The organism is Burkholderia seminalis DSM 23518 (assembly GCF_902832885.1).
Classification (GTDB): Bacteria; Pseudomonadota; Gammaproteobacteria; order Burkholderiales; family Burkholderiaceae; genus Burkholderia; species Burkholderia seminalis.
Genome location: NZ_CADFDK010000019.1, coordinates 20,776 through 46,987, shown reverse-complemented (window position 1 = coordinate 46,987; position 26,212 = coordinate 20,776). Strand labels below are relative to the sequence as shown.

Below are 26,212 nucleotides of genomic sequence, written 5' to 3'. Positions count from 1 at the left end.
GCACGCATGCGCCGTTCGAGAGGTCCGCGAATTCTACCGATGCGCCGGAGCGCGACAAACACGCAAATCCGCTAACGATATGAGCCGATCGAATAACGCCCGCACCGGCCGCGCAACTGGCGCGGGCGCCTTACACGCCGCTTACCACGGCAGCGAATAGGTCTTCGTATTCGTGAAGCTCTTCATCGCTTCCTGCACGCCTTCCTTGTATCCGAGCCCCGAATCCTTCACGCCGCCGAACGGCGTCAGTTCGAGCCGGTAACCCGGCACTTCGCGCACGTTCACGCTGCCGACTTCCAGCTCGGTGATGAAGCGCGTGATGTGGTCGAAGCGGTTCGTGCACACCGACGACGACAGCGCATAGTCGGTGCTGTTCGACATCCGGATCGCGTCGTCGATGTCGCGAAAGCGCAGGATCGGCGACACCGGGCCGAACGTCTCGTACTTCACGATCGGCATGTCGGGCGTCACGCGGTCGATCACCGTCGGCGAATACAGCGCGCCGTCGCGCACGTTGCCGACCAGCAGCCGCGCCCCACGCGCGATCGCGTCGTTCACCTGCTGCTCGCAGAACTTCGCGGCCGCCTCGTCGATCACGGTGCCCATGTCCACCGCCGGATCGGACGGATTGCCGTACGACCAGGCCCGCGTCTTCTCGACGACGAGTTCGGTGAAGCGATCGGCCACCGATTCGTGCACCAGCATCCGCTTGATCGCCGTGCAGCGCTGCCCCGAGTTCTTGTACGAGCCCGACACCGCGAGCGTGCTCGCTTCGTCGAGATCGGCGTCTTCCATCACGATGATCGGATCGTTGCCGCCGAGTTCGAGCACGGCGCGCCGGTAGCCCATCCGCGCCGCGATCGACTTGCCGATCGACACGCCGCCCGTGAACGTGATGAGGTCGATCGCCGGGTTCGTGATCAGCTCGTCGGCGATCTCCTTCGGGTCGCCGGTGATCACCTGCAGCATCTGCGGCGGCAAGCCGGCTTCGTACAGGATGTCCGCAAAGAGATAACACGACAGCGGCACCTTTTCCGACGGCTTCACGACGATCCGGTTGTTGGTCGCGATCGACGGCACGATCTTGTGCGCGACCTGGTTCATCGGATGGTTGAACGGCGTGATCGCGGAGATCACGCCGAGCAGCGGGTCGCGCTGCGTGTACACGCGGCGTTTCTTGCCGTGCGGCGTCAGATCGCACGAGAAGATCTGCCCGTCATCCTTCAGCACTTCGCCCGCGCCGAACGTCAGCACGTCGGCCACGCGGCCCGCCTCGTACGTCGAATCCTTGAGGCACAACCCGGCCTCGGCCGTGATCAGCGCCGCGATCTCCGCCGTGCGCGCACGCACGATGTCGGCCGCGCGGCGCAGGATCGCCGCTCGATCGTGACGCGTGAGCGCCGGCCGGTATGCACGCGCGACCGCGAACGCGCGGCGCACGTCGTCCAGCGTCGCCTTCGGCACGGTGCCGACCAGCGAGCCGTCGTACGGGTTGCGCACGTCGATCACCGCGTCCCGATGAATCCGCTCGCCGTCGATTCGCAGTGCTTCGCGACGAATCCCGCGGACGGCCGTCGATGCTGCAATGGCGTTCATGAGTATGTCCCCTTGCGGATGCAGGTGCATCACTGCAGATGGTTGAGCGCGATGTCGATGATGTCGAAGTTGCGCAGCCGCGCGCGCGCCGCGACGTCGGTCGCGACCGGCTTGCTGAAGATCAGCGGCACGATCTGCTCGGAGATGCCGCCGTGCGAGCGCAGCGGCACGTCGAGGCCCGACAGGTCGTGCTTGATGCGGCGCGTGCCGAGCACGACGTCCTGCTTCGAGATCACGATCAGGTCGCCCATCCGTGCGGGCGGCAGCTCGAAGCGCGCGCAGCCTTCGGCGCCCGTCAGCACGACCTCGATGCCGTCGACCGCGGCGAGCCGCGCGCGCAGCGCGTCGGCATCGGCCGTCGCCGGCACGTAGACGGTCGCGAACGAGCCGAGCGCGCCGTGATGAACGACGTACGGATCGGTGATCGGCAGGATCACGCGCGCCGCGTCGTGGCCGAGCCACTCGTCGAACAGTTCCTGCAGGTAGATCACGTTCGGCTCGCCGGTCTCGTCGTCGTGCTTCGCGTTCATCCCGTGGTCGGCCGTGATCGCGACGATCGCACCGAGCGCGTCGAGACGCTGCAGGTACTGGTCCATCATCTCGTAGAACGCGTTCGCGCCGGGCGTGCCGGGCGCGCACTTGTGCTGCACGTAGTCGGTGGTCGACAGGTACATCAGGTCGATCGGGCGCGTCTCGAGCAGGCGCACGCCCGCCGCGAACACGAATTCCGACAGCGCCGCGCTGTACACGCTCGGCACCGGCTTGCCGACCAGCTCGAGCACGTTGTCGATGCCGTTTTCCTCGAGGCTCGCCTCGTCGGCCTTTTCCGACGAGAAGCAGATGCCCTTCAGCCCCTTGCCGAGCAGGCGGCGCAGCTTGTCCTTCGCGGTGACGACCGCGACGCGTGCACCCTGTTCGGCGAAGGTCGCGAGCACGGTGGGCGCGACCAGGTACTTCGGATCGTTCATCAGCACCTCGGCGCCGGTGTCGCGATCGTAGAAATAGTTGCCGCTGATCCCGTGAATCGCCGGCGGCACGCCGGTCACGATCGACAGGTTGTTCGGGTTCGTGAAGCTCGGCACCACGCATTCGCCCTTGAGCGCCGTGCCCGGCTTCAGCAGCGTGCGCAGGAACGGCGCGACACCGGCCTCGGCGGCTTCCTCCAGATATTCGTATGCGCAGCCATCGACGCAGACCACCACCACGGGCCGGCTCATCCAGTTGTAGCGGCGGCCGTTCACTTCCACGGATACAGGCGTTTCACTCATGACGTTCATTCCTTTCGGTTCGAAGGGGTTGAGCCGTCGGCGCCCGCGCCGCGCCGAAGGGAGGTGTTTTCCATGCTTGACATTAAAATGGATGATTTGTAGATTGTCAACAACATGCAGAGAACAGAAAGCAAAACAACGCAGCAGCAAGAGGGCTGGTCTCCACTCATCCGCCGTGTGCCGCGGCGCCACAGTCAAGGGGTCTGAAGATGAACGAAGTGCCGGTAAACAAGCGTTTGAACGCATGGGCGACGGGCGCGGCCCGCCTCGCGCTGGCCGCGGCGGTCGCGCTCGGCGTCGCGCAGGCGGCGCACGCGAGGACGTCGCTGCTCGTCTACACCGCACTGGAAGACGAGGCGATGAAGCCCTACAAGGACGCGTTCGAGAAAGCGAACCCCGACATCGAGATCCGCTGGGTGCGCGACTCGACCGGCTCGGTCACCGCGAAGCTGCTCGCGGAAAAGAACAACCCGCGCGCGGACGTCGTGCTCGGCCTCGCCGCGTCGAGCCTCACGCTGCTCGACCTGCAGGGCATGCTGATGCCGTACGCGCCGAAGGGCTTCGACCAGCTCACGCGCAAGTACAGCGACGCGAACAACCCGCCGCACTGGGTCGGCATGGACGTGTGGGGCGCGACGATCTGCTACAACCGCGTCGCCGCGCAGGCGAAGAACATCCCGAAACCGACGTCGTGGGAAGACCTGACGAAGCCGGTCTACAAAGGCGCGATCGTGATGCCGAGCCCCGTGTCGTCGGGCACCGGCTACCTCGACGTGACCGCATGGCTGCAGACCTTCGGCGACGACAAAGGCTGGAAATTCATGGACGCGCTCGACAAGAACGTCGCGCAGTACGTCCACTCGGGCTCGAAGCCGTGCACGCTCGCCGGCACCGGCGAATTCCCCATCGGCATCTCGTTCGAGTTCCGCGGCCACGAACTGCAGTCGCAGGGCGCGCCGATCGACCTCGTGTTCCCGAAGGAAGGGCTCGGCTGGGACATGGAAGGCACGGCGATCATGAAGACGACGAAGCAGCCCGAGGCGGCGAAGAAGCTCGCCGACTTCATGGCGAGCAAGGATGCGAACCAGATCACCGCGCGCTGGTGGGCGATCGTCGCGTATCCGGGCGTCGCGCGCAAGCTGGCCGGCATCCCCGACAACTACGCGGACCTGCTCGTGAAGAACGATTTCGTGTGGTCGGCGAAGAACCGCCAGTCGATCCTCGATACGTGGCAGAAGCGCTACGGGGCGAAGGCCCAGCAATAACGCGGCCAGCACGCCGCGACCGGCAGCGGGGCCGCGCAACGCGCCGCCCCGTGCCCCTTCCCCTCGTCGAATCCGGCCCCCGGGCCGCCCCAGCATGGAGGCGCGCATGGCACCTTATCTGAGCGTAGAACGCATCGAGAAGCGGTACAACGACACGCAGGTCCTCACCGACATCGACCTGAGCGTGATGAAGGGCGAGATGATCTGCTTCCTGGGGCCGTCGGGCTGCGGAAAGACCACGCTGCTGCGGATCATCGCGGGGCTCGAGACGCAGAACGCCGGCCAGATCATGCAGGACGGCCGCGACATCTCGCGGCTGCCGCCGCAACTGCGCGACTACGGCATCGTGTTCCAGTCGTACGCGCTGTTCCCGAACCTCACCGTGTACGACAACGTCGCGTACGGGCTCGTGAACCGGAAGATGAAGCGCGACGCGATCCACGCGCGCGTGCACACGCTGCTCGCGCTGGTCGGCCTGCCCGACAGCCATCGCAAGCATCCCGGCCAGCTGTCCGGCGGCCAGCAGCAGCGGATCGCGCTGGCGCGCGCGCTCGCGACGTCCCCGGGCCTGCTGCTGCTCGACGAGCCGCTGTCCGCGCTCGACGCGCGCGTGCGGGTGCGGCTGCGCCAGGAAATCCGCGCGCTGCAGCAACGGCTCGGCGTGACGACGATCATGGTCACGCACGACCAGGAAGAAGCGCTGTCGATGGCCGACCGCATCGTCGTGATGAACCACGGCGTGATCGAGCAGATCGGCACGCCGCTCGAAATCTACCGGCAGCCCGCCTCGCCGTTCGTCGCGGATTTCATCGGCCGGGTCAACACGATTCCCGCCGAAGTCGCGCGGGACGGCACGCTGCGCGCGGGCGCGGTTGGCCTCGACTGTCGTCATGGCACGGCCCGCCCCGCGCCAGGCGCGGCGGTATCGGTCTACGTGCGGCCGGAAGACCTGCGGATCCGCGTACCGGGCGAGACGGCCGACAACGTGCTGGCCGGCCGCGTCGAGAAGCTCGAATTCCTCGGCGCGTTCTGCCGCGTGAGCTTCCGGATCGACGGGCTCGACGGCCAGGAGATCGTCGCCGACCTGTCGTATCACGACGTCGACCGCACCGGCGTGCAGGCCGGCGCGCGCATCGACCTCGCGCTCGATCGCGAGCATGTCCGCGTGTTCCCGTGCGCGAAGGAGCGACTGCAATGAGCACCGTCCTGACCGAGCGCCGCCGCGGCGCCGCCGCCCCCCGCCGACGTGCGGCAGATCACGCACTGGCACGACCGCCTCGCGCAGCTCGCGCTCGTCGCGATGGCCGCGCTGATGTCGCTGTTCCTGCTGCTGCCGCTCGCGCTCGTCGTGCAGAAATGCTTCGTCGACGCGGACGGGCGTTTCGTCGGCGCGCACAACTTCGTCGAATACCTCGAGGACAGCGGCGTGCTGCGCTCGATGCTGCACTCGCTGACGGTCGGCGCGCTCGTCACGATGATCGTCGTGCCGATGGCGTTCACGTTCGCGTATGCGCTGACGCGCTCGTGCATGCCGCTGAAGAACGCCGCGCGCACGATCGCGCTGCTGCCGCTGCTCGCGCCGACGCTGCTGTCGGCCGTGTCGTTCATCTACTGGTTCGGCAACGCGGGGCTGCTGAAGCCGCTGCTGCACGGCCATTCGATCTACGGGCTGCCGGGCATCGTGCTGAGCATGGTGTACGCGTCGTTCCCGCACGTGCTGATGATCCTCGTCACCGCGCTGTCGCTCGCGGACGGCCGGCTCTACGAGGCCGCCGACGCCATGGGCACGCGCCGCATCCGCAAGTTCTTCGCGATCACGCTGCCCGGCGCGAAGTACGGGCTGATCAGCGCGACGATGGTCGCGTTCACGATGTGCATCAACGACTTCGGCGTGCCGGTCGTGATCGGCGGCTCGTACAACGTACTGTCGACCGACATCTACAAGCTGATCATCGGGCTGCAGGACTTCAACCGCAGCGCGGTCGTGAGCCTGATGCTGCTGTGCCCGGCACTCGTCGCGTTCGGCGTCGATTTCTTCATCCGCCGCCGCCAGCAGTCGCAGCTCGGCGCACGCTCGACGCCGTACCAGCCGAAACCGTCGCGCGGCTTCGACGCCGCGATGCTCGCGTATTGCGCGCTCGTGTGCGCTTTCTTCATCGCGGTGGTCGGCATCTCGGTGTTCGCGTCGTTCGTGAAGTTCTGGCCGTACCAGATGAGCCTCGGGCTGCAACACTACCGGATGGGGCTGATCGCGGCCGGCATCTTCGATGCGTACCAGAACAGCCTGCGGATGGCCGCGACCGTGGCGATCGGCGGCACGATCGTCGTGTTCGGCGGCGCCTACCTGATCGAGAAGACGCGCGGCGCGCGCTGGCTGCGCGGCTTCATCAGCCTGTGCGCGATCCTGCCGATGGGCGTGCCGGGGCTCGTGCTCGGCATCAGCTACATCTTCCTGTTCAACGCGCCCGGCAATCCGCTGAACGGGCTGTACGGGTCGCTGTGGCTGCTCGCGATCGTCACGGTCGTCCACTACTACGCGTCGAGCCACCTCACCGCCGTCACCGCACTCCGGCAGATCGACAGCGAGTTCGAGGCCGTGTCCGCATCGCTGAAGGTGCCGTTCTACAAGACCTTCCTGCGCGTGACGGTGCCGGTGTGCCTGCCCGCGATCCTGCTGATCGCGCGCTACCTGTTCGTCAACGGGATGACGACGGTCTCGGCCGTCGCGTTCCTGTACTCGCCGGACACGCAGCCCGCGTCGGTCGCGATCCTGAACCTCGACGACGCGGGCCAGATGGGCCCGGCCGCGGCGATGGCCACGCTCGTGCTCGCGACCTCCTCGTTCGCGTGCGTGCTGTTCGCCTGCATCTCGCACCGCCTGCTGCGCCGCACGCAGGCGTGGCGCAACCCGCATCGCCGTTGATTTCCCGCCGCATTCACGTGACGTCCCGACTTCATCAAGGAGACACCATGACGCTCGCCGCCCAGCCGATCCTGCTCACCCCCGGCCCCCTGACGACCTCCGACACCACGCGCGACGCGATGCTGCGCGACTGGGGTTCGTGGGACAGCGACTTCAACGCGATCACCGCGCGGCTGCGCGAACGCCTGCTGCGGATCGTGCACGGCGCAGGCACGCACGAATGCGTGCCGCTGCAAGGCAGCGGCACGTTCTCGGTCGAAGCGGCCATCGGTACGCTCGTGCCGCGCGACGGCCACGTGCTCGTGCCGAACAACGGCGCGTATTGCCAGCGCATCGCGAAGATCTGCCGCGTGCTCGGCCGCCGGCTGACGACGATCGACTACCGCGAGGATCGCCGCGTCGATCCGGCCGACGTCGAGCGCGCGCTCGCCACCGATCCGACCATCACGCACGTCGCGCTCGTCCACTGCGAGACCGGCGCCGGCGTGCTGAACCCGCTGCACGAGATCGCGCAGGTCGTCGCGCAGCACGGGCGCGCGCTGATCGTCGATGCGATGAGCTCGTTCGGCGCGATCGACATCGATGCGCGCACGACGCCGTTCGATGCGGTGATCGCGGCGTCCGGCAAATGCCTCGAAGGCGTGCCGGGGCTCGGCTTCGTGATCGCGAAGCGCAGCACGCTCGAACGCTGCGAAGGCAACAGCCATTCGCTCGCGATGGACCTGCACGACCAGTGGGTCTACATGCAGCGCACGACGCAATGGCGCTTCACGCCGCCGACGCACGTGGTCGCGGCACTCGACGCGGCCGTCGCGCAATACGTCGACGAAGGCGGGCTCGCCGCGCGCGGCGGCCGCTACCAGCGCAACACGCGCGCGCTGCTCGACGGGATGCTCGCGCTCGGCTTCCGGCCGTTCCTGGATCCGGCGATCCAGGCGCCGATCATCGTCACGTTCCATGCGCCGGACGACCCGAACTACGACTTCAAGCGGTTTTATCAGGAGGTCAAAAAGCGCGGCTACATTCTGTATCCGGGCAAGCTGACCGAAGTCGAGACGTTCCGCGTCGGCTGTATCGGCCACTTCGGCGAAGCCGGAATTCCAGGCGCCGTCGCCGCGATCGCCGACACGCTGCGCGCGATGGGCGTGCGCCGCGTCTCGGCCGCAGCGGCGGCTTAACGACGCAGCGCGACGCAGCCGGCCGCGTGCGTACGCGCCTGCGGCCGCCCGTTTCCCGGCCGTGCGCGGCACGTGCCTCGACCCTTATTGACGAACCATCCGATGCGACCCTTCTGGATCGAACAAGCGCTGTTCAACGACGGCGATCTCGCCCCCGCGCTGCATGGCGCGACGCAGGCCGACGTGTGCATCGTCGGCGGCGGCTTCACGGGACTCTGGACCGCGATCCAGGCGAAGCAGCAGAACCCCGCGCTCGACATCGCGATCCTCGAGGCCGACCTGTGCGGCGCCGGCGCGAGCGGACGCAACGGCGGCTGCCTGCTCACGTGGTCCGCGAAATTCCTGACGCTACGGCGCCTGTTCGGCGAAGCCGAGGCAATCCGGCTCGTGAGGGCATCCGAAGCGGCCGTGCAGCACATCGCCGATTTCTGCCGCGCGCACGCCATCGACGCGGAACTGCGCCTCGACGGCACGCTGTACACCGCGACGTCGCGCGCGCAGGTCGGCACGCTCGCGCCGGTGCTCGACGCGCTCGCCGCAGCCGGCATCCACAGCTACGAACCGCTGCCGCCCGCGGAGGTCGCGCGCCGCTCGGGCTCCGCGCGCAACATCGACGGCGTCTACTCGGCGATCGCCGCGACCGTGCATCCCGGCAAGCTCGTGCGCGGGCTGCGCCGCGTCGCGCGCGCGATGGGCATCCGGATCTACGAGCGCACGCCGATGCTCGACTTCACGCCCGGGCAGCCGGCCGTCGTGCGCACGCCGTCCGGCAGCGTCACGGCGGGCACGCTCGTGTTCGCGATCAACGCGTGGATGGCGAGCCGCTTTCCGCAGTTCGAGCGCACGATCGCGGTCGTGTCGAGCGACATGGTGATCACCGAGAAATGCCCGGAACTGCTCGAGAAGACCGGCCTCGTGGACGGCGTGTCGGTGCTCGATTCGCGGATCTTCGTCTACTACTACCGCACGACGGCCGACGGGCGGCTGATGCTCGGCAAGGGCGGCAACACGTTCTCGTGGCGCAGCCGCATCGCGCCGGTGTTCGACCGGCGCTCGCCGTACGAGGCGCAACTCACGCACAGCCTGCGCGAGTTCTTCCCGTCGCTCGCCGGCGTGCCGGTCACCGCGAGCTGGAACGGCCCGTCTGATCGTTCGGTCACGGGCTTCCCGTTCTTCGGCCGCCTCGACGACGCGCCGAACGTGTTCTACGGCTTCGGCTATTCGGGCAACGGCGTCGGGCCGACCTACATGGGCGGGCAGATCCTGTCGTCGCTCGTGCTCGGCCTCGACAACGCATGGACGCGCAGTCCGATCGCGCGCGGCCCGCTCGGCCATTTCCCGCCGGAGCCGATCCGTTACGTCGGCGCGCACGTCGTGCGCAATGCGATCCGTCGCAAGGAGCGTGCGGAGGACGAAAGCCGGCAGCCATCGGCTGTCGATACGTGGCTCGCGAAGTTTGCGAGCGCGGCCGGCAAGGCCGACAAGGCGTGACGACGCGTCGACCTGACGACGCAACGAAAAAGGGACGCTGCGCAGCGTCCCTTTGTGTGTGTGCGGCAGCCCGCGCGGGCGCCGCCGACGCTCATGCGCGCGCGGTTTTATCCCGCGCCGCCTTGCCCGCGGCCGGCAGCCCCTGCTCGTGCGTCCGGCGCATCCGCGCGAGGCCGTGCGCGACGTGCTCGCGCACGAGCGCGACGGCCTGCTCGCCGTCGCCGGCCGCGAGCGCCTGCACGATCTTGTCGTGCTCGGCCGCGGACACGGCGATCGCATCCTCCTCGGCCTCGATCGCGGCCTGGCGCAGCAGGCCGAGCTGGCGCACCAGCCGGCGGTAGGTGTCGGTGAGGTGCGTATTGCCGACGCCGACCACCATCGCATCGTGGAACTGCACGTTCAGCTCGGTATAGCGCGTGACGTCGTGCGTCTTCGCGGCGTCCTTCATCGACTGGATGATGCCCTTCAGCACTTTCAGCGTGTCGGGCGAGATGCGCGTCGCGAGCGCGCGCGCGACCGACTCGTCGAGCATCGCGCGCACCTCGTAGATCTCCTCGGCCTCGCGCAGCGGCACGACGCGCACCGTCACGCCGCGGTTCTTCTCGTTGCGCAGCAGGCCGGCCTGCTCCAGCGCACGAAACGCTTCGCGCACGGGGCCGCGCGACACGTTCAGCCTGGTCGCGATGTCGACTTCGTTGAGCTTTTCGCCGGGCGCGTATTCGCCGGAAACGATCGCGCGCTCGAGCATGTCCTGGACGATCATCGCGAGCGACTGGCTTTGCAGGAGTTCGATGGCGCTGAGCGCGTTCGGGGAAGTCATGGTCGGACAGGCAGCGGAGCTGCGGGTGAAAACGAGGGCGCCCTATCGGCGAATGATCCTTGTATACCCTCGGTCCGACACATTGTCAACAGTTTTCAGTTTCCAAAAATCCATGCCGCCTGCCGGAACACGCCCGGCAGGCGGCGCGCACGCGGCGGCCGAACCTGCCCGGCCGCGCGACATCCGGCCGTCAGGCCGTGCGCTTCACCGGCCCCGGATCGCTCTGGCTCGGCCGGCCCGTTTCGACGTGGCCCGCGAAGCGGCGCACGACCTTGTCGTCGCCGCCGCGCAGCGTCGTCGCGGTGATCGTCAGATCGTACCAGCCGTGGCTCGACGACAGCGCGAAGTGGTCCTCGATGCGCTCGCCCGGCTCCAGCGTGTAGGTCCGCGCAGGCGCATGCCCGTATGCGTTGTCGACCGTCACGCGGCACGTCGCGCGGCCGCTGTTGCGCAGTTGCAGGTACACGTGGCGGTTGCGCACGTCGTAGCCGATCTTCGCCTCGGGGTTCGCGTGGCGGCCGTCCGCGGCGAGCCGCGTGTTGCCCTGGAACTCGCACAGATAGCCGTTCGGGCCGTAGGCGGCGAGATGGTACTCGCCGCGCGCGGCCGACGTGCTCCACGTATCGGCGAAGCGGTCGTGCGCGGACACCGCGTAGCGGCGCGGCGGCGTCGCCGGGTTGCGGCGGTCGTACACGTAGAACGCGGCGCCCGCGTCACCGGCGTTCGCGAAGTCGAGCGACACGCTGTCGTCGCGGCCATGCACGTGGGCATGCACGAACAGCTCGTACGGCAGCGCCCGCGCCGGACGCGTGCCGGGCTCCTGCGCCGGCATCGACTGCCGGGCGGGCACCTGGTACGCCTGGCCGGCCGTCGCGATGTGCTGCGGCACCGTGAAGCTCACCGTGCGCGTGTCGGGTCGCGCGGAGAAGTCGAACGCCGACGTGAGATCGCCGCAGATCGACCGGCGCCATGCACTGATGTTCGGCTCCTTCACGCCGAAACGCGCTTCGAGGAAACGCAGCACCGACGTGTGGTCGAACGTTTCCGAGCAGACCCAGCCGCCCTTCGTCCACGGCGAGATGATGATCAGCGGCACGCGCGGCCCGAGGCCGATCGGCTGGATGCCGCCCGGGTCGGCGCCCGGCACGAGCGGGCTCATTTCGCCCGGGTACTGGTTCAGGTCGAGCAGCTCGTCGCCGAGGGTCGACAGCAGGTTCGACGACACGATGCCCTGGCCGCCCACGCCGCTCGTGACCGGCGGCACCGGCGGCACGACGTGGTCGAACAGCCCGTCGTTCTCGTCGTAGTTCAGGATGAACACCGTCTTCGCCCACACCTCCGGGTTCGACGTCAGCGCCTCGAGCACCATGTTGATGTAGAACGCGCCGTCGGTCGGCGACGCCTGCGGGTGCTCGCTGTACTTGTACGGCGACACGATCCACGACACCTGCGGCAGCCGGTTCGCCTGCACGTCGGCCTTCAGCTCGGCGAGTGTGTGGTCCGATGCGCCCTTGTCGACCAGCGGGCCGCTCGCGCCTTCCTTCACCTGGAACTTCTTGAAGAACATCAGCGAGTTGTCGGTGTAGTTGTCGGTCGGGTCGCCCGGGATGCCCGTGCCGCCCTGGTACACCTTCCAGCTGATCTTCGCGTTCTCGAGGCGCTCGGCGTAGGTCGTCCACGTGTAGCCGTTCACGTCGTCGCGCTCGCCGATGCCCGGGCCGTTCGGCGGGTTGCCGTAGACGTTGCGCGGGTCGACCGTGCCGGTCCACAGGTAGATGCGGTTCGGCGCGGTGTCTGCGTGCGCGGAGCAGAAGTACGAATCGCAGATCGTGAATGCATCGGCCAGCGCGTAGTGGTACGTGAGATCCTGGCGCTTCAGGTAGCCCATCGTCAGCACGTCCTGCTTCTGGTTCACCCATTGGTCCCACTGGCCGTTGTTCCAGGACAGGTGGCCGCTGCTCCAGCCGTGGTTGGTGCCCGGCTGGAATTCGGTCGTCTGCTTCGGATCGAGGTAGAACGGCAGCACGTACGGCGCCGACGGATCGAGGCCGCGCGAATGGTAGTTCTTCGTGAACACCGACGCCGGCGGCTGCTGCCATACCGGCGCACCGCTCGGCAGCAGGTGCGGGCGCGGATCGTCGAAGCCGCGCACGCCGCGCAGCCCGCCGAAGTAATGGTCGAACGAACGGTTTTCCTGCATGAAGATCACGACGTGTTCGACGTCGCGGATCGTGCCCGTGCGATAGGCGGCCGGCATCGCCAGCGCGTTGCGGATCGCGGGCGGAAAGCCCGCATAGGCGGCCATCGCGCCGGCCGACTGCGCGGCAAGGCGCAGGAAATCGCGTCGATTGTTCGAGGACATGAAGGGAACCCTGTTGTCGGTAGGAGTGAGGGCCGGTCGAGCGGGGCCGGCGGTCGGTGTGTTACCCGCCATTACCCCGCACCGGCGTGTCCCGGCCATGACCGGTTACCGCAGGATTCTTTGGGTGACCCACAGGTTTTTTTCGAAGCGGCGCACGACGCGCCTTTCATGCGGCCGACACACGCGTGCGCTACGCTGACGCGCGATGAAGAGGGGGGAGAAGCCGAGTCGTGTTCGATCAGCTGAAGGCGTTCCACGCGACCGTCCGGCAGGGCAGCATCACGCGCGCCGCGCGCCATCTGGGCGTGAGCCAGCCGACGATCGCCGCGCAGATCCGGCAGGTCGAGCAGGTGTACGGCGTCGAGCTGTTCTACCGCAGCGGCCGCAAGCTCGAGGTGACCGAGACCGGCATCGAGCTGCTGCCGCTCGTCGAGCAGATGATCGCGCTCGAGGCGCAGGCCGACATCATGCTGCGCAACGTCGGCGGCCTGTTCGAAGGCCACCTGCGGATCGGCGCAACGGGCCCGTACTACATCATGGATGCGGTCGGCCGCTTCTCGCACGCGCATCCGTCGATCGCGCTCACGTGCCGGATCGGCAACTCCGATGAAATCCTGCAGGCGCTGCAGGAATTCCGCATCGACCTCGCCGTCTCGTCGCAGCGCAACGATGCCGACGGCCTCGAACGCAAGGTGATCTCGACCGATCCGCTCGTGCTCGTCGTGCACCGCAACCATCCGCTCGCGCGGTTCGATGCGATCGATCCGGCTCGACTCGCCGACGTGCGGCTGCTGATCCGCGAGGAAGGTTCGGTCACGCGCCGCTGCACGGAGACGATCCTGGCGGCGGCCGGTGTCGCGGCCGTGTCGGTTGCCGAGATCGGCAGCCGCGAAGCGATCCGCGAGGCGATCCTGCACGGCGTGGGCGGCAGCCTGTTTCCGCTCGGCGAGGCCGAACGCCATCCTGACCTGCGCGTGATCGCGCTGCGCGGCGCCGAAACGACGATCGACGAATACGTGTACTACCTGAAGGCGCGCCGCCAGAGCCCGGCGATCGACGCGTTCCTCGCGTGCATCCTGCCGGACGGCGGCAAGCCGGCCGCGGCGGACGAAACCGGACGCACGGCGCGGCGGGCGAACGCGCGCTGAGCTGCCGCGCGCTCGCCGGTTCCGCACTTGACCGGCGCTGTTCCCGCGCCTTCCCTCGTGTTGCCTCGTGCCTTCCTTCCGTCGTTGCGCTCACCTCATTTCGGCAGTGCCGGAATCATCCACGTCAGCACGTGCTGCTGCAGGAACACCAGCACGCCGAGCAGCAGCGTGAGAATCACGCTGTGCCAGAAGGTGCGCGCAAACACGACACCTTCCTGCCCTTTCAGGTCCGTCGTCGACACGCCCGTCGCGATGTTCTGCGGCGAGATCATCTTGCCCATCACGCCGCCCGACGAGTTGGTCGCGGCCATCAGCACCGGATCGAGGCCCAGCTGCCGGGCGGCCACGACCTGCAGGTTGCCGAACAGCGCGTTGCCCGACGTGTCGCTGCCGGACAGGAACACGGCGATCCAGCCGAGCGACGCGGACACCAGCGGGAACAATGCGCCCGTCGACGCGACGCCGGTGCCGAGCGTATAGCTGATGCCCGAGTAGTTCAGCAGGTAGGCGAGGCCGACGATCATCATCACCGTGACGATCGCGATCCAGGTCTGCCGCCACGTCTTCACCACGCATTCGACGAACGCGCCGGGGCCGGTGCGCGTCAGCGCGGCCGTGATGAGCGCCGACACCAGGATCGCGGTACCCGTGCCGAGCGGCTGGAAGTCCCAGATCGCCGCATACGGCTTGTGGTACAGCGACACGAACACCGCGTTGTGCAGGCCCGGCCACTTGATCTTCACGTCGCCGATCGCCGCGATGTTCGCGTGCACCCACACGATCACGACCACCGACACGACGAGCCACGGCAGCCAGCCGCCGAAGCCCGCGCGCGCGGCGCCGGCCGCCGCCGGCACGCTGCGCGCGAGCGCGTATTGCGGATCGGGCTGCGGCTTCCACACCTGCAGGAAGCCGATCGTCACGATCAGCGACGTGAGCGACGACAGCACGTCGGTGAGCTGGTAGCCGAGGAAGTTCGACGTGACGAACTGCGCGAGCGCGAAGCTGCCGCCCGACACGAGCAGCGCCGGCCACAGCTTCGAAATCGAGCGCAGCCCGCCGTACGCGCCGACCACGTAGAACGGCAGCAGCAGCGCGAAGAACGGCAGCTGGCGGCCGACCATCTGCGCGAGCGTCGCGGGCGGCAGCGACGTGACCGCGCCGAGCACGGTGATCGGCACGCCGAGCGCGCCGAACGCGACCGGCGCCGTGTTGAACAGCAGCGTATAGGTGAGCGCTTCGAGCGCGGGGAAACCCAATGCGATCAGCAGCGCGCTCGTGATCGCGACCGGCGTGCCGAATCCGGAGATCCCTTCGAGCAGGCACCCGAACGAGAACGCGACGACGAGCAGCACGAGGCGGCGGTCGTCGGGCAGGTTGTCGAGCATCCACTGCCGGAACTGGTCGAAGCGGCCCGACTTCACCGCGATGTTGTACAGCAGCAGCGCGTTGAAGACGATCCACATCACCGGCACGACCGCGAGCGCCATGCCGGCGCCGACCGCGTTGAACGCCAGCCCGGCCGGCATGCCCCACGCGCCGATCGCGACCGCGAGGCCCGCGACGAGCCCGGCGAGCGACGCCTGCCACGCCGGGCGGCGCAGCACGCCGAGCGCGATCAGCGCGACGGCGATCGGGATCGCGGCGACGAGAAACGACAGCAGCAGCGAGTGGGCGACGGGCGTCAGCGGCTGCGCGAAGACGATGCCGGGCGGTAGGGCGTCGGTCGGGTTCATCGTGTCTCCAGATGTCGACCCGAGTTGGCGCTTTAGCGCTTACTCGGGTCCCATGCCTTGCGCTGACGACCCGGGTTGGCGTGTCGATGCCCCGGGTTCGGTACAAGGCGATGTCCTGTGGTCACGACCACGATCGGGCGCTTGCGCACGCAATGACGTTGCATGGCCAACCGATCGGTCGCTTAAAAGAGGTTAGGAGGCGCGCGGCGCTTGTACAAGGGGGACAAGCCCGATGCGCGACGACCCGATACGGCCGTTGCGCCGCCAGATGACCGGCGGATGGCGGGCGGCTGTCGCGTTCGACAGGAAGCCCGGTCATGCGGTCGACCGCGCAATGTTGCGCGCGCGGCAAAGGTGACTGACGGCAACGAGGATGTTTCGTCCGGCATCCGACGCCTAGACTGGCTGCATCGATTCCGGCCGGGCCAGAAACGGCGCGGCACCGGAACCTCTCGGAGCAGACACGATGAAGACGATCCAACACGCGGCATGCGCCTTCCTGCTGATCGGCGCGGCCGTCGCCGCCCATGCGCAGGCGGCATCGACGGTGACGCGCGCGCAGGTCCGCCAGGAACTCGTTGAATTGCAGGCCGCCGGCTACCGGACGAGTCTTGCAAGCAGTCCCGACTTTCCGGAGCACATGCAGGCGATCATGCAGCGTGCCGCGCGGGCGCGCGGCGGCGATACCGGTCACGGCAGCGACGGCCGGGCGAACGGGGAATCAGGCAAGCCGGCGCTGCCGCACGCGATCGATCGCGGCACGTACGCGCATCACTGATCCGATGACGGAAGGAACCGGACGATCGCGCCGCGGCGGCGCGGCGCGCGCTGCGCCGGCCGCCCGCGCGACCGTCAGACGCTGAAGCGGTTCAGCGTATAGGCGCGATAGGCCGCGACGAACGCATCGAACGATCCGGCCTCCTTCGCTTCGAGTTCGGCCTGCTCGGCCAGCGACTTCGCGGCGAGCGCCTGCTCGGTGTGCAGCGTATCCGCCGACGGCGGACGGGCGCGGAAATGCGCGGCATGCGCTTCGCTCTGCGCGAGCGCAAACGCGAGGAACGATTGGCCGTTGTCGCGCATCGTGCGCAGCACGCGCGCGGACGGCGTGCGTTCCGGATCGGCGAGCTTCTCGCGCTGCGCGGCAATCGCGCGTGCGTGCTCGTCGCCGCCGCGGATCTCGTCGAGGCGGCGGCCGACGGTTTCGATATCGGCCATCAGCGCGTCGGCCCACTGCCGCAGCGAGATCGACTGGCCGTCGCGCGTGAGCGCGAGCCCCGGCTTGCGGCCTTCCATCGTCACGCTGCCGAAGTTCGCGTTCGCTTCCTTGTACGCATCGCAGTCGAGCGGCGCACTGTCGTCCAGCGCGCACGCGAGCAGGAATGCGTCGATGAAGCGCGTGGTTTCCAGCGCGATGCCGGTCGGCTCGAACGGATCGATGTCGAGGCAACGCACTTCGATGTACTGCACGCCGCGCGACGCGAGCGCATGCAGCGGCCGCTCGCCCGAGTACGTGACGCGCTTCGGGCGGATCGTCGAGTAGAACTCGTTCTCGATCTGCAGCACGTTCGTGTTGATCTGGATCCACTCGCCGTCGCGATGCGTGCCGATCGCCTCGTATGCCGGATACGGCTCGCTCACGGCCTTCGACAGCGCGTCGAGATAACCGGGCAGCGTGTTGTAGTCGACGTGCAGCGCGGCCTGGGCCGTCGTGTTCGAGTAGCCGAGATCGCTCATCCGCAGGCTCGTCGCATACGGCAGGTAAAGCGTGTCGGCGTCGAACGTGTCGAGCTTGTGCGGCTTGCCGCGCAGGAACTTCGTGTCGAGCACCGGCGATGCGCCGAACAGGTACATCAGCAACCAGCTGCGGCGGCGGAAGTTGCGGATCTGCGCGAGATAGCGCTCCGACTGGTAATCGACGAGCGTGGCCGTCGAGCCTTCTTCCGCATGCAGGCGCCGCCACACCTCCTCGTGCAGCGAGTAGTTGTAGTGGATGCCGGCGATGCACTGCATCGTGCGGCCGTAGCGATACGCGAGGCCGCGCCGGTACACCGTCTTCAGGCGGCCGATGTTCGACGTGCCGTAGTTGGCGATCGGAATCTGGTCGTCGGCCGGCAGCAGGCCCGGCATCGAGTCGTTCCACAGCAGCTCGTCGCCGAGCGACGCATAGACGTAGCGATGCAGGTCGTCGAGGCGTTCGAGCGTGATGGCGGCATCGCGCTCGGCGGGCGTGATCAGTTCGATCAGCGCTTCGGAATAGTCGGTCGTCAGCGCCGGATGCGTGAGCGCCGAACCGAGCGCGCGCGGATGCGGCGTGAACGCGATCATGCCGTCGCGCGTCACGCGCAGGCTTTCCTTCTCGATGCCGCGCAGGCCGTCGGGCAGATGCTGCCGCGTCGGGCCCGAGCTCAGCGCGTCGAGGCGTTTCAGCAGCAGTTCGGACTGGCGGTGAGTCATGGTGTTCGACATGGAGACGCAAGTGCGTGACGGCCGCGCGCAGAACGCCGCGCGCGGCCGGCTGGATTGTTGGTCGCTTCGTTGGTAGCGGGCACTTTAACATCTCGCCGGAACACGCGCTTGAGGTGGCGCCGGGCACGGCACACGGGCCTGAGCGGGCCATCGGAGGGGCCGGCGCGGCAGTCCGGGCCCGTGTCACCCGTTCGCGACGAAGCCGATCCGCACGCCGGTCACCGCCATTCGTCGGACGGAACGAGAACGACGAACGGGTGGCGGCAGGTGCAACCGTGCCGCTGAATGGATCGGGAAACGACGCGTGCGCAGGCATCCGCACGCGCGACATCCGGCCGATGCCGGATGCGTGGAATCGCCCTCACGGGCCGCGTCACGCCGGCACTCCCCGCATGCCGGCACCGCGTGCGCAGCGGGTTGCGGCGCCGCCTTCTTGCGGTCGCACCCGACCGCGGTGCGCCGCGATCACCCGCCGCGCGCGCCGCCCGCCCGGTCGGCCACCTCATTCCACAGATGCAGCGCCGCATACGCGCGCCACGGCCGCCAGCCTTCGGTGCGGCGTTTCTGGCTGGCGAGCCGGTCGAGCGCCGGATCGCGCGCGGCGATCGACTGCATCAGCACGAGATCGGAGGCCGGCCACGCATCCGGGTCGCGCCACGCGCGCATCGCGATGTATTCGACGGTCCACGGACCGATGCCCGGCAGATCGAGCCACGCGCTGCGCAGCGTCGCGAGATCGGCATGCGCGCGATCGACCGGCACGTCGCCGGCCGCCACCGCGCGCGCCACGCCCGTCAGCGCGGCCACCCGCTTGCCGGGCATCCCGATCTTGTCGAGATCGCACGCGGCCAGCGCGTCGGGCGTCGGGAAACGCCACGCGGGTGCGCCGTCGTCGTCATGCACCACGCGCTCGCCCGCCCGTTCGACGAGCCGGCCGACGATCGTCGTCGCGGCCTTCACGCTCACCTGCTGGCCGACGATGGCGCGCACGGCCAGTTCGAACCCGGACCACGCACCCGGCACGCGCAACCCCGGCGCGGCCTCGACGAGCGGCGCGAACCACGGATCGCGCCCGAGCCCGCCGCCGATCGCGGCCGGATCGGCGCCGAGGTCGAACATCGTCGCGACGCGCGCGGCGAACGCCTCGTCGACATGACGCGCGACGGCCCCTTCGACGGTCGCGATCAGGCAATGCTTGCGCGGATGTTTCGTGACGGTGAGCCGGCCCGCATCGCCGTGCAGGTCGACGATGCGGCGATACGCGCCGTCCGCGACCTGTTCGACGCCCGGAATCGCGCGCCCGCTGAAGAAGCGCAGCACGCGCGCCCAGTCGTACGGCGCCTGGTAGCGCAGCGTCATTTGCGCGGACGGCGGCACGTGGCCGCCGTTCGCGATGGACGTGATCGTTGTCGTTTCGATGCTCAAACCGCACTGCCCTCCGTCACGGCTTCGGCTTCATCGGGGTGGATATGACGCGCCTCGGATGCGAGCAGCGTTGCCTTGCGGCGCACGCCCCAGCGATATCCTGCCAGCGCGCCGCCCTTTTGCACGACGCGATGGCACGGGATCGCGAGCGCGACCGGATTCGACGCACACGCGGAGGCGACCGCCCGCACCGCGCGCGGCGAGCCGAGCGCCTCGGCAATCTCGGAGTAGCTGCGCGTCTCGCCGTACGGAATATGCGTGAGCGCTTCCCACACGCGCTGCTGAAATGCGGTCGGCGCGATGTCGAGCGGCAGGTCGAATGCGTGCCGCGTGCCGTCCAGGTATGCGCGGATCTGCGCGACGAATGGCGCGAGCCGGGCGGACGCCTCGACCAGCTCGGCGCGGGCAAAGGCGTCCTTCAGCTCGCCGACGAGCGCCGCCGGTTCGTCGCCGAACGCGATCCGGCAGATGCCCTGCCCGGTCGCGGCGACGAGCACCGTGCCGAGCGACGTCGACGCGGTCGCATAGTCGATCGTCAGGCCGGCGCCCTGGCGGCGGAACGCGGACGGCGCCATCCCGAGCTCGCGCGGCACCGACGCATAGAGCCGCGACGGCGAGTTGAAACCCGCATCGACGGCCGCCTGCGTGACCGGCTGCCCGCTTTGCAGCGCCTGCCGCAACGCGGCGCCGCGCTGCGCGGCCTGGTACTGCCGCGGCGACACGCCGACCACGCGCTTGAAGAGCCGCTGCAGGTGGAACGGGCTCACGTGCACGGCATCGCTCAGTTGCTGCAGCGTGAGCCGCTCGGCATGCGCGTCGAGCACCGCGCACGCGCGGTTGACGATCTCGAGCTCGCGCGGCAGCCCTTCCGGCTGACAGCGCTTGCAGGGCCGGAAGCCGGCCGCGCGCGCGGCCGCCGGATCGGCGAAGAACGACACGTTCCCGCGGCGCGGCAGCCGCGACGCGCAGGTCGGACGGCAGAACACGCCGGTCGTGCTCACGGCATAGAAGAACGCGCCGTCCGCATGCGGATCGCGCTTGGTCACGGCGCCCCAGCGGGCATCGTCGGTCGGATAGGCAGTTTTCATCTGAACCTCGCACGCTCTAGTGTAGATGGTGCCCACTCTAGACATCGGCACCTGCCGTCGCGCCCTGAATCTTGCTCTGTGATTCGCGCGGCCGAACCGGGGACACATCGACCGGCCGTCCATCCGACAAAACACCCGAAACGGCTGCTCCGGCGCGGTTTTCGTCGTCGTCCCGTCACCATTTTGCTGCAGTGCGGATGCGACAAATCGCCGTCCTGACGTTTTTTTGCAAACGGAATATTGCGTCGCACCATCGCCGTGTGTATAGTTGGAACTGTCTCCTCCATGTCTCCTCCTGATATGGATTAAGCCCGTTCCGCACTGCGTGAACGGGCTTTTTTTCGTCTGTCGATTGTGCCGTGTTCCGGCCGGCGGCGCAGGCGCGATGCGTCTACACTCGATGCTCGTCGACTGCGAAGGAGTATCGGTTCATGAAGCCCACCATCCGCGGGATCGATCACATCGTGCTGCGCGTGACCGACATGGCGGCGATGACGCGCTTTTACTGCGACGCCGTCGGCTGCCATGTGGAAAAGGAGCAGCCCGATCTGGGCCTCGTGCAGTTGCGCGCCGGCGATGCGCTGATCGACCTGCTGACCGTCGGCGGCCCGATCGACCGCCCCGACAGCGGGCCGCCCGGCACCGGGCGCAACCTGGATCACCTGTGCCTGCGCGTCGAGCCGTTCGACCCCGACGCATTGATCGCCCATTTCGCCGCGCACGGCGCGCGCCCGGGCGCCCCGGCCGACCGCTACGGCGCCGGCGGCTACGGGCCGTCGATCTACCTGTTCGATCCCGAAGGCAACATGGTCGAATTCAAGGGGCCGCCGCCCGCGATCGGCTGAACGCGGCCGGCATGCGGGCCGTCACGCGTCCGCGCGCGCCTTCAGCACCGTCCATTCGACCGCAACGGGATCGTGGTCCGCGCTCGAGATCCACGCCGCGCCGTCCTGCACCGTGCACTGCAGGCGCATCGTGCGCTCCGCGAGCTGCCCGAGCGCGCTCGCGACGCCGTCGGCGAGCGACAGCACCTGCACGTTGCGCAGCCGTTCGACCTTGCTGCGCACGCCCTGCCACCAGATATCCGAGGTCTTGCCGCCGTACGCGATCACCGTGACCTGCCCGGCGCGGCCGGCCGCCTTCGAGATGCGCCGTTCGTCGGGCTGGCCGGCCTCGATCCACACGTCGATCGCACCCGTCAGGTCCTTCTGCCACAGATCGGGTTCGTCGACGTCCGACAGCCCCTTGCAGAATTCGAGCCGCTCGTGCGCGAACAGCGCGAACGCGACGATGCGCACCATCATCCGGTCGTCGGTTTCCGACGGATGGCGCGCCACCGTCAGCGCGTGATCGGCGTAGTAGTGCCGATCCATGTCGGCGATTTGCAGTTCGGCTTTGTAGATCGTGGATTTCAGCGCCATGCGGAGTCGGCCCGGGCGGGCATTCGGTTCGGTCGGGCCGTGATGATACCGAATGCGCGCCGCCCGGCGCGTGTCATGCGTGCCCCACAGCGCAACGGCCCGGCATCAGCCGGGCCGTGTTCGGTTCGCGCCGCCGGCACCTCGGGCCGGCGCGCTCGCGCGTCGTGCGACTGCGCGGGGATGGATCGGTTACTGCTTCACGAAGCGCGAATCGGTCCAGAGGCCTTGCTGGTCGCTGTTGTCGGCGCTGACGAACTGCACGTCGCCCTGGTCGACCGACACCACGCGGAAGCGCTGGCCTTCCGGCACCGACAGGCAACGGAAGTCGTCGAAGTACTGCTGCTTCGCCTGCGACTTGCCGTCACGCTCGTGATTCAGTACGGAATCCAGATTGTCTTTCGACAGGCAGCCCCACGCATTCTTCGTCAACTGGATTTCCTGCTTCGGCTTCACGGCGGAATCGCCGCCGGCCCGGGCAATCGACACCGCGCAAAATGCGCCGACGAGGGCAAAAAGGATACCGGTACGCTTCATCATGTTCTGTCTCCAGGCTGCGGGCACCAGGCTGGGGTTAGCTATGCGTTTAAAGATGATCGTGAACCCGCGTTTTTCACTTTAGAAGACCGGCAAACGATAGCAAGCACATTTGTTGTGCGACCGCAATAGCGGCGGATTGTCGCACCCCCGTGCCCAGCCCGTTTTTCGCGCGCGCATGCGGCGGAAAACACCTGTCGCGTGGCGGACAGCCCCGTCACGCCGGGCGGAAAGCGTTATCCGACAAGGCTTTCATCCAAGTTACATGGCGGCAATTGAACGGTTTGGATAATCCATTTCGTGATCCCGATCATTTTGATGCGCCGCACATAAAGTCATCCGAAACGATTCGACTTTACCGCAGCGCGGAATCGCCATTACCCGACACAAGAAAAATGCCAGGTATAAGCGAATCCGTATTTATCCGTAGTTCCCCGCATGGATTCGGCACCCGAGAAGGTTCCGTCGCAAGCGTTTTTCGCGAGCGTGTTTACCCTGCCTTATTCGGACTGGATTGCTGGCGTTCGAAATAATCGCGCTGGAAAATGCACATGCGATAGGCGTTGTGATACGCGCCGTTTCCGAAAAATTCTTCCTTCAATTCGGCTTCGTGCTGGAATCCGCATTTCTCGTACACGTGAATCGCCGCCGCATTCGACGTGTCGACGATCAGGTACAGCTTGCGCATGTTCAGCACCTTGAAGGCGTACTCGATCGCGAGGCGCGTCGCCTGCCCTGCATAACCGCGCCCCTGGCATTGCGGCGCGATGATGATCTGGAACTCGCCGCGGCGGTGGATGTAGTCGAGCTCGATCAGCTCGACGAGGCCGACCAGCTCGCGTTGCGCATCGACCGCGACGAACCGGCGTTCGCGCTGGTCGTGCACGTGGCGGTCGTACAGTTGCGACAGTTCCGAGAAGGTTTCGTACGGCTCCTCGAACCAGTAGCGCATGATCTTCGCGTCGTTGTTCAGCTCGTGGACGAAGCGCAGGTCCTGGCGCTCCAGGGGCCGCAGCGCGAGCGTGTGGGTATCGTTCTGGAGTTGCATGTTGGTGTCCTGTTTGATGCCGGCGCACGGGCGGAACGCCCGCGCGGCACGGCCGCGTCCGGGCCCGTTCCGCACTGTAAGAAATTGAACGCGGGCGAGGTTCAGAGCCTAGAATGGGAGCAAGGGTTCCTGCCACCGCAAGGAGGCTATCGTGATCGAGCAAGTCATACTCGGAATATTCCTCGTGCTGCCGCTCGTCATCGTCGCGGCGCTGTTTTCCGACGAACTGTGGCAAGAACACCGGCGCCAGCATCCACGCGACGAAAACGCACCGCATATCGACTGGAAGCATCCGTGGCGCCGCGTGCGACGCGGCCATTGAGCCGGTTCACCCTCGATCCGCAGCACGCGCCGGCCCGGACGCCCCGGGCCAAGTAACGCGCGCTGCACCGCCCCTTCGACCCGATTCCCGCCCAACCCGCGAGACGCCGACGTGAACGACAAGCCCGCTGCCCCTGCTCACGATATCCCTCACGAAACGATCGACCTGCAGATCGCCGACGTGCTGGCGGCCGTCCGCTACCCGGCGAACAAGGATGCGATCGTCGATGCCGCGCGCGACGCCGGCGCCAGCAACGAAGTGCTGTCGATGCTCGACGGCCTGCCCGAACAGGACTACGCGGACGTCGATGCCGTCACGCACTGGGTCGCCGGCAACTTCGGCCCGGGGCTCGGCATTTGAGCGGATGCCGATAACGCGATAGGATCGGGCCGCACCGGTCGCGCCGCGACCGGGAGGCGTGCCGCCCGGCGCAAGATCGGGTGCGGGCACGCGTGTCCGGGGGACTCCATGGAAGGCATCCTGATCCAGCACACGACGCGACGTCAGCTCTGGTTCGGCGCGCTGACGGCGCTCGTCATCCTGCTCGCGCTCGGGATCGCCGCGCCGCACGCGAATGTCGCGCTACCGGCCGTCGAGCCGTTCATGCCGATGTGCGCGCTCACCGTGTTCACGACCGCGAGCATCGCCGCGTTCTTCCTCGGCGCGCAGTTCACCGTCACGCGCCAGCCCGTGCTCGGCGCACTCGGCGGCGCCTATGCGTTCACCGCGCTCGCCGTCGCACTGCAACTGCTCACCTTTCCCGGCGTATTCGCGCCGCACGGCCTGCTCGGCGCGCGCCCCCAAAGCGCCGCATGGATGTGGATCTTCTGGCATGCCGGCTTCCCGTGCTTCGTGATGGCCGCGCTGTTCGCGCGCGAGCGATTGACGCGCGCACCGGTCGGCGAGCACGAGACGCGCCGCTGGACGGTCGCGCTCGTCGGCGGGCCGGCCGTCGCCGCGGCGCTGCTGTGCGCGCTCGCGCTGAACGTGTCGCTGCCGCCGGCGTTCCATCCGCCCGGCGACGCGGCCGTGCTGCCCGTCAACGGCATCGCGCTCGTCGTGTGGCTCCTCAACGCGCTCGCGCTCGTCGCGGTGCTCGCCACCGGCCGGCTGCGCACGACGCTCGACCTGTGGCTCGCGATCGCGGTGCTCGCGTGCCTGACCGACACGACGCTGAACCTGCTGACGACGAACCGCTTCACGGTCGGCTGGTACGTCGCGCGCGTGTTCAGCATGTTCACGCCGGGCGTGCTCGTCTGCGTGCTCGCGTGGGAAGTGACGATGCTGTACCAGCAGCTGTTCGAGGCGCATGCAACGCTGGTTCGCTCATCCGCGCGCGACGGGCTCACCGGCGCATTCAACCGCAGCCACTTCAACGACCATTTCCACACGCTGTTCCTGCAGGCGCGGCGCCAGGGCGAACCGCTGTCGCTGCTGATGGTCGACGTCGATCACTTCAAGGCCTACAACGACACGTTCGGTCACGTGAAGGGCGATGCGTGCCTGATCGCGGTCGCGAATGCGCTGGCCGGTGCGGTGCGGCGGCCCGCCGATATCGTCGCGCGTTACGGTGGCGAGGAGTTCGCGATCGTGTTGCCGAACACCGGTGCGCGCGGTGCGCGCGTGGTGGCCGACGAAGCGCGCGAAGCCGTGCTTCGGCTCAACCTCGAGATGCCCGATTCGCCGGCCGGACGCGTGAGCGTCAGCATCGGTTGCGCGACCGTGTCGGCCGACGATCTGTCGACGACCGACGCGTTGATCGAAGCCGCCGATGCCGCGCTGTATCGTGCAAAGGATACGGGGCGAAACCGGGTCGTCGTCGCGTGAAAACGTCTGCTGTTTGGCTATTTGTTACGGTCATTGTGACCGGAATAATCCGCCGTTACGGATTGCGGAGCGGCGATACGATCGCTTACAGCCGGTGTTGATGGCGCTCGCTATGCTGGGCTTCATATCGAACCCGAGCAGGTGAACGCCATGAAGAAGACCCTTTTGCTGATTGCCGGCGTCGCCGTGTTGCTGAGCGGCTGTATCGTGGTGCCTGACGGTGGGTACTACGGCGACGGGTATTACCACCATCATCGTCATTGGGATTGATGCTGGCGAGGATTCCGGCGCGTC

Annotated in this window: 21 protein-coding genes and 1 pseudogene; 11 read left to right on the top strand and 11 right to left on the bottom strand. The window is 67.8% G+C overall.

From position 1 onward, the window contains the following. Positions 1 to 141: 141 nt before the first annotated feature. Both phnY and phnA read right to left on the bottom strand, forming a co-directional pair. Positions 142 to 1,596, bottom strand: a complete 1,455-nt coding sequence (gene phnY, locus HWX00_RS33315) for a phosphonoacetaldehyde dehydrogenase (RefSeq protein ID WP_034190339.1) — start codon at positions 1,594 to 1,596, stop codon at positions 142 to 144. A 29-nt stretch (positions 1,597 to 1,625) separates the two neighbouring features. Next, on the bottom strand, positions 1,626 to 2,864 hold the full coding sequence (gene phnA, locus HWX00_RS33310) for a phosphonoacetate hydrolase (RefSeq protein ID WP_059561579.1): 1,239 nt from the start codon (positions 2,862 to 2,864) through the stop codon (positions 1,626 to 1,628). Between the two features lie 209 nt (positions 2,865 to 3,073). Between phnA and HWX00_RS33305 the strand changes: the two genes are divergently transcribed. The 5 genes and pseudogenes from HWX00_RS33305 (at position 3,074) to HWX00_RS33285 (ending at position 9,721) form a co-directional block, all read left to right on the top strand. Next, on the top strand, positions 3,074 to 4,129 hold the full coding sequence (locus HWX00_RS33305; RefSeq protein ID WP_069706579.1) for a putative 2-aminoethylphosphonate ABC transporter substrate-binding protein: 1,056 nt from the start codon (positions 3,074 to 3,076) through the stop codon (positions 4,127 to 4,129). A gap of 106 nt (positions 4,130 to 4,235) precedes the next feature. After that, positions 4,236 to 5,327, top strand: coding sequence for a putative 2-aminoethylphosphonate ABC transporter ATP-binding protein (locus HWX00_RS33300; protein ID WP_124609243.1), 1,092 nt, complete (start codon positions 4,236 to 4,238; stop codon positions 5,325 to 5,327). Next, positions 5,324 to 7,052: pseudogene (locus HWX00_RS33295) on the top strand (putative 2-aminoethylphosphonate ABC transporter permease subunit). Before HWX00_RS33300 ends, HWX00_RS33295 begins: the two are co-directional and overlap by 4 nt. A 47-nt stretch (positions 7,053 to 7,099) precedes the next feature. Then, positions 7,100 to 8,230: a 2-aminoethylphosphonate--pyruvate transaminase gene (locus tag HWX00_RS33290; protein ID WP_034190208.1), complete on the top strand. Its 1,131-nt coding sequence runs from the start codon at positions 7,100 to 7,102 to the stop codon at positions 8,228 to 8,230. A gap of 102 nt (positions 8,231 to 8,332) precedes the next feature. Further along, on the top strand, positions 8,333 to 9,721 hold the full coding sequence (locus HWX00_RS33285; RefSeq protein WP_175028609.1) for an FAD-dependent oxidoreductase: 1,389 nt from the start codon (positions 8,333 to 8,335) through the stop codon (positions 9,719 to 9,721). 91 nt (positions 9,722 to 9,812) lie between these two features. On the opposite strand, the gene HWX00_RS33280 is transcribed toward HWX00_RS33285, so the two are convergent. Together HWX00_RS33280 and HWX00_RS33275 are read right to left on the bottom strand one after the other, a co-directional pair. Beyond that, on the bottom strand, positions 9,813 to 10,541 hold the full coding sequence (locus tag HWX00_RS33280) for a phosphonate utilization associated transcriptional regulator (RefSeq protein ID WP_034190207.1): 729 nt from the start codon (positions 10,539 to 10,541) through the stop codon (positions 9,813 to 9,815). 190 nt (positions 10,542 to 10,731) lie between these two features. Beyond that, the gene (locus HWX00_RS33275) at positions 10,732 to 12,903 is read right to left on the bottom strand and encodes a phosphocholine-specific phospholipase C (RefSeq protein ID WP_175028610.1); all 2,172 of its coding nucleotides are present in this window, start codon (positions 12,901 to 12,903) and stop codon (positions 10,732 to 10,734) included. A gap of 230 nt (positions 12,904 to 13,133) precedes the next feature. Between HWX00_RS33275 and HWX00_RS33270 the strand changes: the two genes are divergently transcribed. Then, entirely contained in the window at positions 13,134 to 14,051 is a 918-nt protein-coding gene (locus tag HWX00_RS33270; RefSeq protein WP_034190205.1) for a LysR family transcriptional regulator, read from the top strand. A 95-nt stretch (positions 14,052 to 14,146) separates the two neighbouring features. Here HWX00_RS33270 and HWX00_RS33265 read toward each other — a convergent pair whose 3' ends face one another. Next, the gene (locus tag HWX00_RS33265) at positions 14,147 to 15,787 is read right to left on the bottom strand and encodes an L-lactate permease (RefSeq protein ID WP_034190204.1); all 1,641 of its coding nucleotides are present in this window, start codon (positions 15,785 to 15,787) and stop codon (positions 14,147 to 14,149) included. 466 nt (positions 15,788 to 16,253) lie between these two features. Between HWX00_RS33265 and HWX00_RS33260 the strand changes: the two genes are divergently transcribed. Beyond that, complete coding sequence (locus tag HWX00_RS33260; protein WP_034190203.1) at positions 16,254 to 16,565, top strand: DUF4148 domain-containing protein; 312 nt, start codon at positions 16,254 to 16,256, stop codon at positions 16,563 to 16,565. Between the two features lie 74 nt (positions 16,566 to 16,639). Here the strand turns inward: HWX00_RS33260 and gshA are convergent, their stop codons facing one another. From gshA to ada, 3 genes are all read right to left on the bottom strand, one after another. Further along, complete coding sequence (gshA, locus tag HWX00_RS33255) at positions 16,640 to 18,253, bottom strand: glutamate--cysteine ligase (RefSeq protein WP_034190202.1); 1,614 nt, start codon at positions 18,251 to 18,253, stop codon at positions 16,640 to 16,642. 465 nt (positions 18,254 to 18,718) lie between these two features. Beyond that, positions 18,719 to 19,678, bottom strand: a complete 960-nt coding sequence (locus tag HWX00_RS33250; RefSeq protein ID WP_049029766.1) for a DNA-3-methyladenine glycosylase family protein — start codon at positions 19,676 to 19,678, stop codon at positions 18,719 to 18,721. Beyond that, positions 19,675 to 20,766, bottom strand: coding sequence for a bifunctional DNA-binding transcriptional regulator/O6-methylguanine-DNA methyltransferase Ada (gene ada / locus HWX00_RS33245; protein WP_175028611.1), 1,092 nt, complete (start codon positions 20,764 to 20,766; stop codon positions 19,675 to 19,677). The genes HWX00_RS33250 and ada overlap by 4 nt, the downstream gene beginning before the upstream one ends. 431 nt (positions 20,767 to 21,197) lie before the next feature. Here ada and HWX00_RS33240 point away from each other — a divergent pair, with 431 nt between their 5' ends. Beyond that, complete coding sequence (locus HWX00_RS33240; RefSeq protein ID WP_049029763.1) at positions 21,198 to 21,611, top strand: VOC family protein; 414 nt, start codon at positions 21,198 to 21,200, stop codon at positions 21,609 to 21,611. A 21-nt stretch (positions 21,612 to 21,632) separates the two neighbouring features. On the opposite strand, the gene HWX00_RS33235 is transcribed toward HWX00_RS33240, so the two are convergent. From HWX00_RS33235 to speG, 3 genes are all read right to left on the bottom strand, one after another. Further along, complete coding sequence (locus tag HWX00_RS33235; RefSeq protein ID WP_034190198.1) at positions 21,633 to 22,187, bottom strand: YaeQ family protein; 555 nt, start codon at positions 22,185 to 22,187, stop codon at positions 21,633 to 21,635. A gap of 189 nt (positions 22,188 to 22,376) precedes the next feature. Beyond that, entirely contained in the window at positions 22,377 to 22,724 is a 348-nt protein-coding gene (gene sap1 / locus HWX00_RS33230) for a surface attachment protein Sap1 (protein ID WP_175028612.1), read from the bottom strand. Between the two features lie 487 nt (positions 22,725 to 23,211). Next, positions 23,212 to 23,769 (bottom strand): spermidine N1-acetyltransferase, encoded by a 558-nt coding sequence (gene speG / locus HWX00_RS33225; RefSeq protein WP_175028613.1) that lies wholly within the window; start codon positions 23,767 to 23,769, stop codon positions 23,212 to 23,214. Positions 23,770 to 23,920: 151 nt separating this feature from the next. Between speG and HWX00_RS33220 the strand changes: the two genes are divergently transcribed. From HWX00_RS33220 to HWX00_RS33210, 3 genes are all read left to right on the top strand, one after another. Then, positions 23,921 to 24,091: a hypothetical protein gene (locus HWX00_RS33220; RefSeq protein ID WP_006489933.1), complete on the top strand. Its 171-nt coding sequence runs from the start codon at positions 23,921 to 23,923 to the stop codon at positions 24,089 to 24,091. A gap of 111 nt (positions 24,092 to 24,202) precedes the next feature. Next, a complete protein-coding gene (locus HWX00_RS33215) occupies positions 24,203 to 24,451 on the top strand; it encodes a DUF2795 domain-containing protein (protein WP_049029761.1) in 249 nt (82 codons plus the stop codon). 108 nt (positions 24,452 to 24,559) lie between these two features. Further along, positions 24,560 to 25,918: a sensor domain-containing diguanylate cyclase gene (locus tag HWX00_RS33210; protein ID WP_034190194.1), complete on the top strand. Its 1,359-nt coding sequence runs from the start codon at positions 24,560 to 24,562 to the stop codon at positions 25,916 to 25,918. Positions 25,919 to 26,212: the final 294 nt, after the last annotated feature.

What these genes read in the sequence shown, in the direction of transcription:
- HWX00_RS33300 (WP_124609243.1), top strand. Translation starts at nt 4,236, where the DNA reads ATGGCACCTTATCTGAGCGTAGAACGCATCGAGAAGCGGTACAACGAC.
- HWX00_RS33235 (WP_034190198.1), bottom strand. Translation starts at nt 22,187, where the DNA reads ATGGCGCTGAAATCCACGATCTACAAAGCCGAACTGCAAATCGCCGAC.
- HWX00_RS33210 (WP_034190194.1), top strand. Translation starts at nt 24,560, where the DNA reads ATGGAAGGCATCCTGATCCAGCACACGACGCGACGTCAGCTCTGGTTC.
- sap1 (WP_175028612.1), bottom strand. Translation starts at nt 22,724, where the DNA reads ATGATGAAGCGTACCGGTATCCTTTTTGCCCTCGTCGGCGCATTTTGC.
- phnY (WP_034190339.1), bottom strand. Translation starts at nt 1,596, where the DNA reads ATGAACGCCATTGCAGCATCGACGGCCGTCCGCGGGATTCGTCGCGAA.
- ada (WP_175028611.1), bottom strand. Translation starts at nt 20,766, where the DNA reads ATGAAAACTGCCTATCCGACCGACGATGCCCGCTGGGGCGCCGTGACC.
- HWX00_RS33290 (WP_034190208.1), top strand. Translation starts at nt 7,100, where the DNA reads ATGACGCTCGCCGCCCAGCCGATCCTGCTCACCCCCGGCCCCCTGACG.
- HWX00_RS33280 (WP_034190207.1), bottom strand. Translation starts at nt 10,541, where the DNA reads ATGACTTCCCCGAACGCGCTCAGCGCCATCGAACTCCTGCAAAGCCAG.
- HWX00_RS33265 (WP_034190204.1), bottom strand. Translation starts at nt 15,787, where the DNA reads ATGAACCCGACCGACGCCCTACCGCCCGGCATCGTCTTCGCGCAGCCG.
- gshA (WP_034190202.1), bottom strand. Translation starts at nt 18,253, where the DNA reads ATGTCGAACACCATGACTCACCGCCAGTCCGAACTGCTGCTGAAACGC.
- speG (WP_175028613.1), bottom strand. Translation starts at nt 23,769, where the DNA reads ATGCAACTCCAGAACGATACCCACACGCTCGCGCTGCGGCCCCTGGAG.
- HWX00_RS33240 (WP_049029763.1), top strand. Translation starts at nt 21,198, where the DNA reads ATGAAGCCCACCATCCGCGGGATCGATCACATCGTGCTGCGCGTGACC.
- HWX00_RS33275 (WP_175028610.1), bottom strand. Translation starts at nt 12,903, where the DNA reads ATGTCCTCGAACAATCGACGCGATTTCCTGCGCCTTGCCGCGCAGTCG.
- HWX00_RS33260 (WP_034190203.1), top strand. Translation starts at nt 16,254, where the DNA reads ATGAAGACGATCCAACACGCGGCATGCGCCTTCCTGCTGATCGGCGCG.
- HWX00_RS33305 (WP_069706579.1), top strand. Translation starts at nt 3,074, where the DNA reads ATGAACGAAGTGCCGGTAAACAAGCGTTTGAACGCATGGGCGACGGGC.
- phnA (WP_059561579.1), bottom strand. Translation starts at nt 2,864, where the DNA reads ATGAGTGAAACGCCTGTATCCGTGGAAGTGAACGGCCGCCGCTACAAC.
- HWX00_RS33285 (WP_175028609.1), top strand. Translation starts at nt 8,333, where the DNA reads ATGCGACCCTTCTGGATCGAACAAGCGCTGTTCAACGACGGCGATCTC.